We start from the raw sequence: 14,929 nt of genomic DNA on the forward strand, positions 1-14,929 counted from the left end.
TTTCCCCACAGTACGTAGAAGGTTCAGGATTTCTTTTTGCCCAGCAGATAGGAAAGGGTCACGAACAGCACCGAGACACCCAGGATCAGGGTCGACACGGCGTTGACGTCGGGTGTCACGCCCATGCGCAACAGGCCGAAGATGAAGATCGGCAAGGTGGTGGTGCCGGCCTGGGAGACCATCATCGAGATCACGAAGTTATCCAGTGAGACGATGAAGGCCAGCATCAGCCCGGAGAAAATCCCCGGCATCAGCAGCGGCAGGGTGACCTTGCGGAAGGTCCGCCATGGGCCGGCATACAGGTCGGCCGAAGCTTGTTCCAGGGACAGGTCCATGTCGTTCAGGCGTGCCCGAATCGGCAGAAAGGCAAAGGGAATACAGAACACCGTGTGCGCGATGATCAGGTTGCCGTAGCCCAGGGACAGGCCGATGGTGGAGAACAGCGCCAGGGTCGCAACACCGACCACGATTTCCGGCAATACCAGGGGTAGCATGATTGCGCCCATGGACAGTTGCAGACCCTTGAACTTCGCACCCCGTGACGTGCCGAGGGCAGCGAGCGTGGCAATGGCCGTGGCGACCATGCTGGCGCACCCCGCGATCAACAGGCTGTTGCCGGCCGCCTGGCGCAGGGCCTGGTTGGCGAAGGCCGCGCGGTACCAGTCGAGGCTGAAACCGGTCCATATCGTTGCCGACTGGTTGGCGTTGAACGAGAACGCCACCAGCACCACGATCGGCGCGTAGAGGTACAGGTAGAACAGGAAACTGAAGCCGCCGAAGCCGGGGAAATCCTGCACGCCCAGCGTGTTGCGTTTGAACAGGCCGATCATCACGCACCTCCTTTGGCGATGCGCTGGCGTTCTGCACGCAAGGCATAAACCGTCAGTACCAACATCACCGCCGCCATCAGCACCAGTGACAGGGCCGCGCCGAATGGCCAGTTACGCGCATCGCTGAACTGGCGGAAAATCAGGTTGCCGAGCATCATCCGCGTGCCGCCGCCGAGCAGTTCCGGGGCGATCATCGCGCCCAGGCAAGGCACGAAGGTGAGGATGGCGCCGGCGAGAATTCCTGGCTTGGCGATCGGCAACACCACCTTGCGCAAGGTGCGCACACGTCCGGCGTAGAGATCCTGAGCGGCCTCGAGCAGGCGGATGTCCATTTTTTCCAGGGTGGCGTAGATCGGCAGCACGACGAAGGGCGCGTAGGTATAAACCAGCCCCAGCAGCACCGCGCCATCGGTGTAGAGCAGTTGCAACGGCTGGTCGATGACCCCGAGGCCCATGAGGCTGTTGTTGATCACCCCGGTGTTGCGCAGCAGCAGAATCCACGCATAGGTGCGGATCAGCAGGTTGGCCCAGAACGGCACGGTGATCAGGAAAATCAGCAGACCACGGCGATGGGCCGGTTGCATCGCCAGCCACACTGCCACCGGAAAACCGATCAACAGGGTGATGAGCGTGGTCACCCCGGCGATGCCGATCGAACGCAGGGCAATGATCAGGTAGGAGTCGGCGAAGGCGAGGCTGTCGTCCAGTTGCCGTTCGAACAGCAGCGAAGTGTAGGCGTCACTGCTGAATACTTTGTTCACCCCGCCGTAGGGGTTGGCCTCCATCAGCGAATAGCCGATGACGATCAGGATCGGCACGATCAGAAACAGGCCGATGGCAATCAGTGCCGGGCTGACCCCGAGGAAACTCTGGAAGGCCCGCCGACGTTCCAGCGTGTTGGCAATCGGTAAAGCGTGCATGGCAATTCCTCGTGCTCAATCGTGCAGGACGCTGGCGCTACCCTGGTCGAACAACAGACCGGCCTGGCTGCCGACGGCGAAGCGCCGGCTCTGGTCGACGCAGTTGGGCGTGCGCACGGTGAGGCGCGAACCGTCGCTCAGGCTGACCTGGTATTGCAGGTCGGTGCCGAGGTAGATCTGCGCTTCGATCTGGCACGGCAGAGCGTTTTCAGTGGTGGCTGGCACCAGATGCAAACGTTCCGGGCGCACGGACAATGCGACGCTGGCACCGACCCGCACATCGCTGCAGTGCTGCGCGGGCAGCGGATGTCCGGCGGGGCCGGCGAACCAGGCCTGACCGTCTTCGGCGCGGGTGACCGTGCCTTCGATGAAGTTGGTTTCGCCGATGAAGTCGGCGACAAAGCGATTGCGCGGGCGCTCGTAGATGTCTTCCGGGCGGCCGACTTGCTGCACTTCGCCTTCGGACAACACGGCGATGCGGTCAGACATGGTCAACGCTTCTTCCTGGTCGTGTGTGACGAAGATGAAGGTGATGCCGGTGCGCGCCTGGATGGTTTTCAGCTCTTCGCGCATGGCTTGGCGCAGCTTGAGGTCCAGCGCCGAAAGCGGTTCGTCGAGCAGCAACACCTTGGGATGCGGCGCCAGTGCACGAGCGAGGGCGACGCGCTGTTGCTGACCGCCGGACAGTTGCGCCGGCTTGCGGTTGGCGAAGCGCTCCATCTGCACCAGGGCGAGCATCTCGCGCACCCGTTCGGCCATCTGCGTTTTGTTCAGGACCTTGCCCATTGGGTGGGATTCGAGACCGAAGGCCAGGTTCTCGGCGATGGTCATGTGCGGGAACAGCGCGTAATGCTGGAACACCGTGTTGACCGGGCGCTGGAAGGGCGGGCGGTCGGCGATGTTTTCGCCGTAGAGCAGAATCTCGCCTTCGGTAGGGAATTCGAACCCGGCGATCATCCGCAGGAGCGTGGTTTTGCCACAGCCCGAAGGGCCGAGAAGGGTGAAGAATTCGTTGTCGCGAATGTCCAGGTCAATGCTTTTCAGCGCCACCGGGCCAGTCTTTGGATCACCGTAGACTTTGCGCACTGAGCGGATGGACACCGCCAGCGTTTGCAGCGAATGCAGGGCATTCATGCGTTACCTCCGATTCCCCCATCGCCCGCGAGCGCTGTAAACAGCTGAGCCGTCGGACCATGGATATTATTTTTCTGGGCAGGATCGAGATTGCGTTCGGGTGTTGTAACCAGCTGTTTTTTTGTTCTGCTGTGAATCGATTATCAGCGAGGGGTTGCGGGGGCGAAACTTCAATTTTAACATAGGGGCTGTTAAAAAATTTAACAGCAAAAGGCGCCCGGAAACCATGCCCGACCACCGTTTGCCGCCGCTCAACGCGGTACGTGCCTTTGATGCCGCGGCCCGGTTGGGCAGCTATGTCGAAGCCTCCAAAGCCCTGCACGTGACCCAGCCAGCCATCGGCCGTCATGTGAAGTTGCTGGAAGACTGGCTGGGCATCCAACTGTTCGAGCGCACCTCTCGCGGGGTCAATCTGACGCTGGCGGGGGAGAAGTACCACCGCAAGATCGCTGTCGCCTTGCAGCTGATCATCGAAGCCGGAAAAGAGGCACAGCCCAAGCACGCCGAGCGCTGGCTGCGCATCATGGTGGTACCGGGGTTCGCCAAGCGTTGGCTGATGCCGCGCATCGAGGCCATGCGTCACCTGCGCCCGGGTTTGAAGTTCGCCATTGAACCCAACTCCACCTTCACCGAAGTCGACGGTAAAAGCGCTGATCTGGGTATCGTCTACGGGTTGGATGGCCAATATGCTCACTCGCGCAGCAGCCTGATTTGCCCTCGGGTATTTCCGATCTGTTCCCCCGGCTACCTGGCCAGCGTCGAGCCCATCGGCAGCCCGGCGGACCTGGTGAAGCACAACCTGATCCACGTCGATGACGGCGAGTGGTGGAACCTGTGGTTTGCCGCCAACGATCTCGACATCCACCTCAATTCGGACATGCTCTACGTCAACAATGACCACGCATTGTCGGTGGCTGAGAGCGGGCAGGGCATTGCGCTGGCCAACGAAGTGCTGGTGCGCGAAGAACTCAATACCGGCAAGTTGGTGCGGGTGGTGGACGCGCAAGTGAAGCTGGAAAGTTATCGGGTGCTCACGCCATCCGCCGAACTCTCGGCGGATGTGGCGTGGTTTATCGACTGGCTCAAGACCGAGCTGGAGCAGGACTTCCCGGAGGCGGTGATCCGCGTCTGAGAAGCCCTGTCGGACTCAACTCAGGCGGAAGCGCCCGGTGTTGTCGCTCAAGGCTTTGCTGCCATGGCTCAGGGTGTCCGCGGCCTGGTTCACCGCGCGGGCACCTTCAAGCAAACGCACCGCCGCTTGATCGACCTGCTGGATATTGCTGCTGACCTCGTCGGCGGTACTGGCCTGTTCTTCAACCGCCGTGGCGATTTGCGCCAGGGTATCGGTGACGCTCTGCACGGCACTGGCGATCTCTCCGAGTCGTTCGCCCAGACCTGTCACTGCCTGCGCATCGGATTGTGCCTGACCACAGGCCGCTTCCATCAGGCTCACGGCTTCGTTCACTGTGTTGCGCAAGCTATCGACTGTGCCGGCAATCTGTGCGGTCGACGATTGTGTACGTTGCGACAGGCTGCGCACTTCATCAGCCACCACCGCAAAACCGCGCCCTTGCTCGCCCGCCCGCGCTGCCTCGATGGCGGCGTTGAGGGCCAACAGGTTGGTCTGTTCGGCGACGCCGCGAATGGTATCGACCACCAATTGAATCTGTTGTCCCTGCTCATTGACCCGGCCCAGCGCTGCTGCCGTTTCATTCAGGCGTTGGTTGAGTTGCTGGATGCTCGCGGTGGTGCGCTGGCTGTCGCGGCTGCTATCGGCGGCAATGCGCCGGGTGTGCTGGGCGCTGCCAGAGGCCTGTTCGCAACTGTGGGCCACCCCTTGTGAGGTGGCGGCCAGTTGCGTCGCCGCCGCCGCAATCTGGCTGATCTGCAGCTGCTGCGCTTCGACTTCACCCAGGGCGTCACTGGCGTGGTGGTTGAGGGTTTGCACCGCGTTACTCAGTTGCAGGGTTTCGTGATCGACCCCTTGCAGGCTGGTGCGCAGTTGCACCACGGCGACGTTCAGCGCGGTGCTGATGACCGCCAGTTCGTCCCGTCCCTGAACCGGTACTTGCAGGCTCAGGTTGCCGTCGCGCAAGGCCTCGGCCAGCACCGTGATGCCGCTGGCGCTGCGGCGGATCGAGGCCTGCAAGCAGATGAACAGATACAGGGCGGCCAGCAACAGGCAACCCAACACGGCGGTCACCATAATGAACTGGCCGATTGCTGAGTCGTGGTAGTAATCCAGACGTTGGTCCAGCGACACCAGCGACTGCTGACGCAACGAGGCGAGGTCGGAGAGCAGGGTATCGAGACTGCGTTCGAAATCTTCCGGCTTGAGGTTGATGCTACCGCCGAACACGCCGTCATCCAGTACCTTCAGGCCTGCATCGAGACGCTTGAGGCTGTCATGGTATTGCCCGGCCCAGGTTTGCAGGGCGCTGGGCAAGCGTGCCTCGAGCAGGCCCGCGGTTTTCACCAGCTGCTCGCGCGCATCGCCGATGCGGCTGCGCAGGTCGCGCAGTTGCAGACGGCTTTGCAGGGTGAACTGCCCGGACACTACCGAAGCCTGGCCCACTGCCGCCAGGCGGCCGACTCGCTCGATCAGGTCGGGGGCATGCTGGGTGGAAATCTGCGTCAGCAAATAAGTCTCAAGCCACGGCGCCAGCGTCAGGCGGTTGTCCATAGCGATCTGCTCGCGCAAGGCTTGCAGGGCGCTCAAGGCATTGGTGAAGCGATCGTAACCATCCGGCCACCAGCCGACACTGCTCAGGCTTTTTGAGTCAAGGCCATTGAGGGCGGTTTGCAGGGCCTGGTAACGGGTCAGCGTCTCGCCTTGCGCACTTTCTTTTTGCAGGGCATTGCCCAACTCGGCGGTGGCCTGGCTGACGGCGGGCTGAACCGCATCGAAGGCGGCCATTGCGGCGAGAGTGGCAGGCGTTGGCTGGCGATTGGTTTCCGTGGCGCGCCAGCGGGCAGCGCGATCACGCTGGCCGGCGAGCAGGTCATCCAGCGCATCAAGAGCCAGCAGTTGCCGCACCCCGGCGCGTTCGCCGGAAATCAGGCTGAGTTTGTCGCGATAGTCCTGGCCAATCATCCACAGGCTGCCCGCCAATGGCAGGATAAACAGCAGAAACAACAGCTGGAATTTGCGTGCAAACCCAAAACGCCCCAGCAGCGCGATCCCCGGTGATAAAAAAGCCTGCATGCCCCATGACTCCTCTGGACACCACGCACTATTGGCGTGCGTCGGAGGTTGTTGCACCGCCGACTCGTGCCCTCTTAAAAGGCCTCGAAAGTTCACCCTTGTCCGCTCTGTAGGCCGACTCTGTGGCGAAACTTCCCATTGTCGGCCTCCTTTGTAAGGAAGCCGCGTTCAAGCAGGCAAGGAAGGCAAGATTCAGACCATGGCTTTGCGCCATCAATGGTGTGGCGATGAAAGTCGAGGTCGTTAGCAAGCTAAGGGGATGGCGTTGCTGCACTGAAAAATGGCACATTGGCGCACCTGCCTGTTTGTACCCACCTGTTGTACGGAAAACCCCATGGCTATCAGCAACGCCCAGACCGGTTCAGTGCCGACGTCCGCTACGCCCCAAAGCAGCCCGCTGGTGATGCGCATCATCGGCGCGGTGGCGCTGGCGCATTTGATCAACGACCTGATCCAGTCGGTGCTGCCGTCGATCTACCCGATGCTCAAGGCCAACTATGGCCTGACATTCACCCAGGTCGGCCTGATCACCCTGACATTCCAGTTGACGGCCTCGCTGCTGCAGCCGTGGGTTGGTTACTACACAGACCGCCATCCCAAGCCGTGGCTGCTGCCGGCGGGTACGGTCTGCACCTTGATCGGGATTCTGATGATGTCGGTGGTCGGCAGCTTCCCGTTGATTCTGCTGGCGGCGGGGCTGATCGGCATCGGGTCTTCGACGTTCCACCCGGAAGCGTCCCGCGTGGCGCGACTGGCTTCGGGCGGACGCTTCGGGCTGGCGCAGTCGACCTTCCAGGTCGGCGGTAACGCAGGCTCGGCGTTCGGCCCGTTGCTGGCGGCGGCGATCATCATTCCTTACGGTCAGGGGCACGTGGCGTGGTTCGGTCTGTTCGCGGTGTTTGCACTGTTCGTCCTCTACCGGATCAGCCGCTGGTACGCCAACCACTTGAACCTGTTCAAGCTCAAGCAAGGTCAGGCCGCGACTCATGGGCTGTCCAAGGGCCGAGTGACCAGTGCGCTGGTGGTACTCGGATTGTTGGTGTTCTCCAAGTATTTCTACATGTCGAGCCTCACCAGCTATTTCACCTTCTACTTGATCGAGAAGTTCGACCTGTCGGTGGCCAGCTCGCAGTTGCACCTGTTCCTGTTTCTCGGCGCGGTAGCGGCGGGGACGTTCTTTGGCGGACCGATCGGCGACAAGATCGGGCGCAAGGCGGTGATCTGGTTCTCGATCCTCGGCGTTGCACCGTTCACATTGTTGCTGCCCCATGTCGACCTGTTCTGGACTAGCATCCTCAGCGTGGTCATTGGCTTCATCCTTGCCTCGGCGTTCTCGGCCATCGTGGTGTACGCCCAGGAACTGGTGCCGGGTAATGTCGGGATGATCGCCGGGGTGTTCTTCGGTTTGATGTTCGGTTTTGGCGGGATTGGCGCGGCGTTACTTGGGCATCTGGCGGACATACACGGCATCGAGTACGTGTACTACCTGTGTTCGTTCCTGCCGCTGTTTGGGGTGTTGGCGATCTTCTTGCCGCGTACCCGGAAGGCGTGAGTAGCAGGTGACCTGTAGGAGCCGGCTTGCTGGCGATGAACGATTACGCGGTTTGACTGGTTAACCGCGGTGTCCGGATCGCCAGCAAGCCGGCTCCTACGGGATACGGAGATGTCAGACACAAAAAAGCCGCGTATCAAACGCGGCTTTTTCTTGGGGGTGTGGCTTACACGTTGAAGCGGAAGTGCATCACGTCGCCGTCTTTGACGATGTAATCCTTGCCTTCCAGGCGCCATTTACCGGCTTCCTTGGTACCGGCTTCGCCCTTGTACTGGATGAAGTCGTTGTAGGCGATCACTTCGGCGCGGATGAAGCCTTTCTCGAAGTCGGTGTGGATCACGCCAGCGGCTTGTGGTGCGGTGGCACCGACGCGGACGGTCCAGGCGCGGACTTCTTCGACACCGGCGGTGAAGTAGGTCTGCAGGTGCAGCATTTCGTAGCCAGCGCGGATCACGCGGTTCAGGCCAGGCTCTTCGAGGCCCAGGGCTTCGAGGAACATGTCTTTTTCTTCGCCGTCATCGAGCTCGGCGATTTCCGCTTCGATCTTGTTGCACACCGGAACAACCATGGCGCCTTCTTCTTCGGCGATGGCCTTGACCACGTCCAGGTGCGGGTTGTTCTCGAAGCCGTCTTCAGCAACGTTGGCAATGTACATCACCGGCTTGGTGGTCAGCAGGTGGAAGCCCTTGATCACCGCCTTTTCGTCGGTGCCCATGTTCTTCATCAGGCTGCGCGCCGGCTTGCCTTCGGTGAAGTGAGCGATCAGTTGCTCCAGCAGGCCTTTCTGAACCACTGCGTCCTTGTCACCGCCCTTGGCGTTGCGCGCGACTTTCTGCAGTTGCTTCTCGCAGCTGTCGAGGTCGGCGAAGATCAGTTCCAGGTCGATGATTTCGATGTCGCGTTTCGGGTCGACGCTGTTGGAGACGTGAATGACGTTCTCGTCTTCGAAGCAGCGGACCACGTGGGCGATGGCATCGGTTTCACGGATGTTGGCCAAAAACTTGTTGCCCAGGCCTTCACCTTTCGACGCGCCGGCAACCAGGCCCGCGATGTCGACGAATTCCATGGTGGTCGGCAGGATGCGCTTTGGATTGACGATGGCAGCCAAGGCTTCCAGACGCGGATCCGGCATCGGCACGATACCGCTGTTCGGCTCGATGGTGCAGAAGGGGAAGTTCTCGGCCGCGATCCCGGACTTGGTCAGGGCGTTGAACAGGGTGGACTTGCCGACGTTAGGCAGGCCGACGATGCCGCAATTGAATCCCATGGTGTTTCCCCTCGGATAAGAGTCAGGCCTTCTGGCTGTGCAGGTTTTTCATCGCGCGGTTCCATTCCCCGGCGAGGATATCCGGCAGCACGCCGAGGGCAAAGTCGATGCTGGCATCGAGTTTTTCCTGTTCGGCGCGTGGCGCACGACCCAGGACGAAATTTGAAACCATACTGGCAACGCCCGGGTGGCCAATGCCAAGCCGCAAGCGGTGAAAGGTATTCTGATTGCCCAGTTGCGCAATGATGTCGCGCAACCCGTTGTGACCGCCATGGCCGCCGCCCTGCTTGAGCTTGGCAACGCCGGGTGGCAGGTCGAGTTCGTCGTGCGCCACGAGGATTTCTTCAGGCTTGATGCGGAAGAAACCGGCGAGTGCCGCTACGGCCTGGCCGCTGCGGTTCATGTACGTGGTGGGAATCAGCAGACGAATATCCTGACCCTGATGCGAATAGCGCCCGGTCAGGCCGAAATACTTGCGGTCCGCCACAAGGTTCACGCCTTGTGCGTTCGCGATGCGCTCAACAAAAAGGGCCCCTGCGTTATGCCGGGTCTGTTCGTATTCAGCGCCTGGATTTCCCAGGCCAACGATCAGTTTGATGGCAGTCACGATAGGGGCCCTTCATTGGAGTGGTGGATAACATCGCCGCAATCAGGGAGAGCGGCGAAAGTGGACGAAAGTTGCTCATTTACCATGATGTAAACTCCGCGTTCTCGCCCGCTTTCTCGCTATGCTCTAGTCCGCGATGTTTCCGGTCACTCCGGCGTACAGAGTAAAATTACTCTGCAGCGCCTTCTGCAGCTTCTGGAGCAACACGTGGAGCGTGGACGTTGGCAACAGCCTTGTCATCGCCGTGTGCCAAGGCCACGAACTCAACGCCTTTAGGCGCTTTGAGGTCCGACAGGTGAATGATCGAACCGATTTCAGCGTTAGCCAGGTCGACTTCGATGAACTCAGGCAGATCTTTCGGCAGGCAGGAAACTTCGATTTCCGAAGTAACGTGCGAGATTTCGCCGCCTTTCTTGACCGGTGCTTCTTCGTTGATGAAGTGCACTGGAACGATAGCGGTCAGTTTCTGGCCAGCTACTACGCGTACGAAGTCAGCATGCAGCACGTGGCCTTTGGCCGGGTGACGCTGCAGGGCTTTGATCACGACGTTCTGCTTGGTGCCACCAACGTTCAGCTCGATGATGTGGCTGTAAGCCGCTTCGTTCTCGAGCAGTTTGGCAACTTCTTTGGCCAGCATGCTGATGGATTCAGGGGCTTTGTCGCCACCGTAAACTACAGCTGGAACCAGGCTTGCGAGACGACGCAGGCGGCGGCTCGCACCTTTCCCCAGGTCGGAACGCACTTCAGCATTCAGAGTAAAATCGTTCATGTTGTATCTCCAAAATAACCACACTCGCCCCAGCGTTTGCGACCAGCGCTAAAGGCGATATGGGCAAAAAAGCCCCGCCCCGACAGGAATGCCGGGGCGGGGCGCTTTTCGTCAACGAGACATTTCGAGAAGGGCAGGGCCCTTAGCGGAACATCGCGCTGATCGATTCTTCATTGCTGATGCGGCGGACCGCCTCGGCAACTACCGGTGCGATATCCAGTTGGCGGATACGCGCACAGGCTTGTGCTGCAGCGGACAGAGGAATGGTGTTAGTTACCACCAGCTCGTCCAGCACGGAATTTTCAATGTTTTCGATCGCCCGACCCGACAGCACAGGGTGCGTGCAGTAGGCGAAAACCTTGGCAGCGCCATGCTCTTTCAGGGCCTTGGCCGCATGGCACAGGGTGCCGGCGGTATCGACCATGTCATCGACCAGAATACAGGTGCGCCCTTCGACATCACCGATGATATGCATCACTTCAGAGTGATTGGCTTTCTCACGGCGTTTGTCGATGATCCCGAGATCCACGCCCAGGGATTTGGCAACGGCACGTGCACGCACGACGCCACCAATGTCCGGGGACACGATCATCAGGTTTTCGAAGCGCTGATCTTCGATGTCATCCACCAGAACCGGGGAGCCGTAGATGTTATCTACCGGAATATCGAAGAAACCCTGGATTTGGTCAGCATGCAGATCAACCGTGAGAACACGGTCGATGCCGACTACGGTAAGCATGTCAGCCACGACTTTCGCGCTGATAGCTACACGTGCGGAACGCGGACGGCGATCCTGACGGGCATAACCAAAGTAAGGAATAACAGCAGTGATACGAGTAGCCGAGGAGCGGCGGAAGGCATCAGCCATCACTACCAGTTCCATCAGGTTATCGTTGGTCGGAGCGCAAGTCGGCTGAATAATGAAGACGTCTTTACCGCGGACGTTTTCATTGATCTCGGCTGTGATTTCGCCGTCGGAAAACTTACCGACAGAGATGTCACCGAGAGGGATATGCAGCTGACGTACGACACGTCGAGCCAGATCGGGGTTAGCGTTCCCCGTAAAGACCATCATCTTGGACACGCGCAGTACCTGAAGGCTGAGGGTAACCTGGATGAGTATAGGAAAATGGCAGGGGCGGCTGGATTCGAACCAACGCATGGCAGGATCAAAACCTGCTGCCTTACCGCTTGGCGACGCCCCTGTATCTGTTGCAACGATTACCCAGTAATCGGTTCCTTTAGAGCAGACTTTGAAGCTTTCGATGCAACATCGAAATGTTGCTTCCTTTTGCTACAAAACCTGTAAGGGTCTCTGTCAGAAGGGCCGAGACTTTATCAGCTTCAGCTTTGCTTGGGAAGCCCCCAAACACACAACTTCCAGTTCCGGTGAGTTTTGCTTCGGTAAATTTACCTAGCAAATTCAAAGCGTTACGTACCTCTGGATAACGCCTTGTTACCACCGGTAAGCAGTCATTTCGACTGTTTCCCTTGGGAACGGGGCGCACTTTAATGGGAGGAGTGTTACGTGTCAACAACGGATCTGAAAAAATTTCTGCCGTACTTACAGAGACTTGCGGCACCAGCACGAGATACCACGGTTCTTCCGGGTCGACAGGGGTGAGTTTCTCGCCAACACCTTCGGCGAAAGCCGCGTGGCCCCGCACGAAAACCGGGACGTCTGCGCCCAGCGTCAACCCCAGGCCAGCCAGGCGATCTTCATCCCAGCCCAATTGCCAGAGATGATTCAAACCCAGCAATGTCGTTGCGGCGTTCGAGCTGCCGCCACCGATGCCGCCGCCCATTGGCAAGATTTTTTCAATCCAGATATCGACGCCCAGCGAACAACCGGATTGCTCCTGAAGTTTTTTCGCGGCCTTGACGATCAGGTTGCTGTCGTGGGGAACGCCCGGGAAATCGGTGTGCAGTCGGATGACGCCGTCATCGCGCAGGGCATAGGTGATCTCGTCACCGTAATCGAGAAACTGAAACATGGTTTGCAGTTCGTGGTAGCCGTCTTCGCGGCGACCCAGAATGTGCAGCATCAAATTGAGCTTGGCCGGCGAGGGCAGTGTCAGGCGATTGTCTGGCATGTCATTGACCCAGTTTGCGCGGTTGCCAGACCTTGATCACCAGCGTGACATCGAGGTCTTTGCCGCTGAGCTTGATGCGCTCGGGCAACCAGTAACCGTTTTGCTCGGTGTAGGCGGTGTAGTCGACCTTCCAGCCATCCTGTTCCAGGCTGGCCAGGCGGCTGTCGCCGTCCAGGGTCAGGCGACTTTTGCTGTTGGGCGCCGGGAGGCCGCGCACCCACCAGGCCAGGTTGGACACCGGCAGCTTCCAGCCAAGCTGTTCTTCGAGCAGCACTTCCGGATTCGGCGCGTCGTAACGTCCCTGGTTGGCGACCTCCAGCGATACCTTGCCCGGGCGTCCGGTCAGGCGAGCCGCGCCGCGACCCAGTGGTCCGGACAGGCGTATGTCGTAGTAATCCTGGCGTTGCAACCAGAACAGCGTGCCGCTACCCGAGTCTTTCGGAGCGCGAATGCCGATCTTGCCGTCGATCTGCCAGCCATCGAGGCCGGTCAGTTGCTGTTTGTGCTCGCGCCATTGGGCGGCGTTGCCATGACCCTCGACCGATTCGCGGGGACCCAGGCCCGCGCAACCGGCGAGCAGGGCGATAAAACTGAAAACGATGAAATGGCGCAAAAACATAATCTTAAAGAGTCTCTGATCCGGTCAGGCGTTTGATGGTGCCACGCAGGGTCGGGCTGTCGGGTTGTTCCTTGAGAAACTTGCCCCAGACTTGTCTGGCTTCACGCTGTTTGCCATTGGCCCACAGTACTTCGCCCAGGTGAGCGGCGACTTCCTGGTCGGGGAAGCGATCCAGGGCCTGACGCAGCAGGCGCTCGGCTTCGTCGAGATTGCCCAAGCGGTAATTCACCCAGCCAAGGCTGTCGAGTACCGCCGGATCTTCCGGACTGATCTGGTGCGCCTGTTCGATCAGGGCCTTGGCTTCGGCGTAGCGCGTGGTGCGGTCGGACAGGGTGTAGCCAAGGGCGTTCAAGGCCATGGCATTGTCCGGGTCGCGCTTGATGATCAATCGCAGGTCTTTTTCCATCTGCGCCAGATCATTGCGTTTTTCCGCCTGCATGGCACGGGTGTAAAGCAGGTTCAAGTCGTCGGGGTATTGCTGCAAGGCTAGTTGCAGAACATTCCAGGCCTTGTCGCCCTGATTGTTGGCGGACAGGGTTTCGGCTTCGATCAGGTACAGCTGGATCGCATAATCCGGCTGCTCGTCGCGTTCCGCCGCCAGCTTGCGTTGCGCTTCGGCGGTCTTGCCGTTGTTGATCAGGATGTCGGCCTGGCGCAATTGCGCCGGCAGGTAGTCGCTGCCCGGGCCAACCTTGGCGTATTCGATCAGGGCGCCTTGCGGGTCGTTTTGTTCTTCGGCGATGCGGCCGAGATTCAGGTGTGCCGAGTCGACGTGGCTATCACGATCGATCAAGTCTTCCAGATAACCCTTGGCCTCATTCCAGGCCTTGGCTTCCAGGCAGACCAGTGCCAGCGAGTAACGCAGTTCGTCGTCTTCCGGGTATTGCTGAACCAGGCTCGAGAACTCGGCCTTGGCATCGTCCATGCGGTCCTGTTCAACCAGCATGCGTGCATAAGTCAGGCGCAGGCGCTTGTCGTCCGGGTATTTCTTGATGCTTTTTTGTAGCAGCGGCAGGGCTTCGTCGCCGCGATCCAGGCTTTGCAGCAGGCGCGCACGCAGCAGGATCGGCGCGATTTCGCCGTCGTCGGGCGGATTGTTTTCCAGCAGGGTCAATGCGCCTTTGGTGTCGCCGTCCTGTTGCATCAGCAAGGCCTTGCCGAAAATCAGCTGGCTGTTGTTCGGATGGCGTTGCAGCAAACGGTCGAAGCTTTTCATCAAGCCGTTGCGGGTGTCCTGGTCGGTGTCGGCCGCGGACAGCGCGAGGAAGTCGAAATGGGTGTCGCCCTTGCCTTGCAGGACTTTCTCCATATAGACCATGGAATCGTCATAACGCCCGGCGCGTGCCAGTTGAACGGCGGCGGCGCGTTGCGCTTCGAGGTCGTCGGGGGCGTTCTTCGCCCAGATCAGCGCGGTGTCCAGGGCTGCTTGATCGGCACCCAGATATTCGGCAATACGGAATGCCCGCTCGGAAATGCCCGGATCCTGAGTGTTGATGGCCTGGGTCACATAGTTGTCCAGGGCAATGTCGAAACGATTGCGCTGGCCAGCCAGTTCGGCGCTCAACAGGCTGAAGACGGTTTCCTCGCTGAATGAGCTGTAGACCTTGGGCTTTTCAGGGGCCGGGGTGCTGTCTTCCACCGGCGGCGTACCGTCCGACGATACGGGTGCCAAGGCCTGGCAGCCGCTGAGGAAGATAAAAGCGAGGAGCAACGCGGAGGATCTATTCATATAGGAAGAGGGCGACTAACCTGCGGTCGGATCATCATGACACAAGCTTTCGGCCAAACATAACCGCCCCGGCATTTTCACATGCACACGGTCCCTGTAGGAGCTGGCTTGTCGGGTCGCCGCATCGCAGCGATGGTCGTCAACGATGACTCGTTTTTACAGAAATACGCGGGGCCTTTCAGTCCATCGCTGGCAAGCCAGCGC

General features: G+C 59.8%; 13 protein-coding genes and 1 tRNA gene. 2 read left to right on the plus strand and 12 right to left on the minus strand.

Translation table 11 applies throughout. From position 1 onward, the window contains the following. Nucleotides 1-23: 23 nt before the first annotated feature. Genes B0D71_RS19255 through B0D71_RS19265 form a run of 3 tightly spaced genes read right to left on the minus strand, consistent with a single transcriptional unit; the run spans nucleotide 24 to nucleotide 2,884 of the window. Nucleotides 24-830, minus strand: coding sequence for an ABC transporter permease (locus B0D71_RS19255; protein WP_103396175.1), 807 nt, complete (start codon nucleotides 828-830; stop codon nucleotides 24-26). After that, a complete protein-coding gene (locus B0D71_RS19260; protein WP_103396176.1) occupies nucleotides 830-1,750 on the minus strand; it encodes an ABC transporter permease in 921 nt (306 codons plus the stop codon). Before B0D71_RS19260 ends, B0D71_RS19255 begins: the two co-directional genes overlap by 1 nt. A 15-nt stretch (nucleotides 1,751-1,765) precedes the next feature. Then, nucleotides 1,766-2,884 (minus strand): ABC transporter ATP-binding protein, encoded by a 1,119-nt coding sequence (locus tag B0D71_RS19265; RefSeq protein WP_103396177.1) that lies wholly within the window; start codon nucleotides 2,882-2,884, stop codon nucleotides 1,766-1,768. Nucleotides 2,885-3,110: 226 nt separating this feature from the next. On the opposite strand from B0D71_RS19265, the gene B0D71_RS19270 reads away from it, so the two are divergent. Next, the gene (locus B0D71_RS19270) at nucleotides 3,111-4,016 is read left to right on the plus strand and encodes a LysR substrate-binding domain-containing protein (RefSeq protein ID WP_103396178.1); all 906 of its coding nucleotides are present in this window, start codon (nucleotides 3,111-3,113) and stop codon (nucleotides 4,014-4,016) included. A gap of 15 nt (nucleotides 4,017-4,031) precedes the next feature. On the opposite strand, the gene B0D71_RS19275 is transcribed toward B0D71_RS19270, so the two are convergent. Further along, nucleotides 4,032-6,089: a methyl-accepting chemotaxis protein gene (locus B0D71_RS19275; protein WP_103396179.1), complete on the minus strand. Its 2,058-nt coding sequence runs from the start codon at nucleotides 6,087-6,089 to the stop codon at nucleotides 4,032-4,034. A gap of 334 nt (nucleotides 6,090-6,423) precedes the next feature. Here B0D71_RS19275 and B0D71_RS19280 point away from each other — a divergent pair, with 334 nt between their 5' ends. Beyond that, a complete protein-coding gene (locus tag B0D71_RS19280) occupies nucleotides 6,424-7,641 on the plus strand; it encodes an MFS transporter (RefSeq protein ID WP_103396180.1) in 1,218 nt (405 codons plus the stop codon). A gap of 166 nt (nucleotides 7,642-7,807) precedes the next feature. Here B0D71_RS19280 and ychF read toward each other — a convergent pair whose 3' ends face one another. From ychF to B0D71_RS19320, 8 genes are all read right to left on the minus strand, one after another. After that, nucleotides 7,808-8,908: a redox-regulated ATPase YchF gene (ychF, locus tag B0D71_RS19285; protein ID WP_103396181.1), complete on the minus strand. Its 1,101-nt coding sequence runs from the start codon at nucleotides 8,906-8,908 to the stop codon at nucleotides 7,808-7,810. A 22-nt stretch (nucleotides 8,909-8,930) separates the two neighbouring features. Beyond that, nucleotides 8,931-9,515 carry an aminoacyl-tRNA hydrolase gene (gene pth, locus B0D71_RS19290; RefSeq protein WP_103396182.1) on the minus strand — a complete coding sequence of 195 codons (585 nt, stop codon included), beginning with the start codon at nucleotides 9,513-9,515 and terminating at the stop codon, nucleotides 8,931-8,933. A gap of 169 nt (nucleotides 9,516-9,684) precedes the next feature. Further along, nucleotides 9,685-10,284 carry a 50S ribosomal protein L25/general stress protein Ctc gene (locus B0D71_RS19295; RefSeq protein WP_103396183.1) on the minus strand — a complete coding sequence of 200 codons (600 nt, stop codon included), beginning with the start codon at nucleotides 10,282-10,284 and terminating at the stop codon, nucleotides 9,685-9,687. A 142-nt stretch (nucleotides 10,285-10,426) separates the two neighbouring features. Next, nucleotides 10,427-11,368: a ribose-phosphate pyrophosphokinase gene (locus B0D71_RS19300; RefSeq protein ID WP_003171603.1), complete on the minus strand. Its 942-nt coding sequence runs from the start codon at nucleotides 11,366-11,368 to the stop codon at nucleotides 10,427-10,429. A gap of 46 nt (nucleotides 11,369-11,414) precedes the next feature. Then, nucleotides 11,415-11,489 (minus strand) — tRNA-Gln (locus B0D71_RS19305). A gap of 36 nt (nucleotides 11,490-11,525) precedes the next feature. Next, nucleotides 11,526-12,377 carry a 4-(cytidine 5'-diphospho)-2-C-methyl-D-erythritol kinase gene (gene ispE / locus B0D71_RS19310; protein ID WP_103396184.1) on the minus strand — a complete coding sequence of 284 codons (852 nt, stop codon included), beginning with the start codon at nucleotides 12,375-12,377 and terminating at the stop codon, nucleotides 11,526-11,528. Between the two features lies 1 nt (nucleotide 12,378). Continuing rightward, the gene (gene lolB / locus B0D71_RS19315; protein WP_103396185.1) at nucleotides 12,379-12,996 is read right to left on the minus strand and encodes a lipoprotein insertase outer membrane protein LolB; all 618 of its coding nucleotides are present in this window, start codon (nucleotides 12,994-12,996) and stop codon (nucleotides 12,379-12,381) included. A gap of 4 nt (nucleotides 12,997-13,000) precedes the next feature. Next, nucleotides 13,001-14,725 (minus strand): tetratricopeptide repeat protein, encoded by a 1,725-nt coding sequence (locus B0D71_RS19320; protein WP_103396186.1) that lies wholly within the window; start codon nucleotides 14,723-14,725, stop codon nucleotides 13,001-13,003. Between the last annotated feature and the right edge of the window lie 204 nt (nucleotides 14,726-14,929).

It is taken from the genome of Pseudomonas laurylsulfativorans (assembly GCF_002906155.1).
GTDB lineage: Bacteria > Pseudomonadota > Gammaproteobacteria > Pseudomonadales > Pseudomonadaceae > Aquipseudomonas > Aquipseudomonas laurylsulfativorans.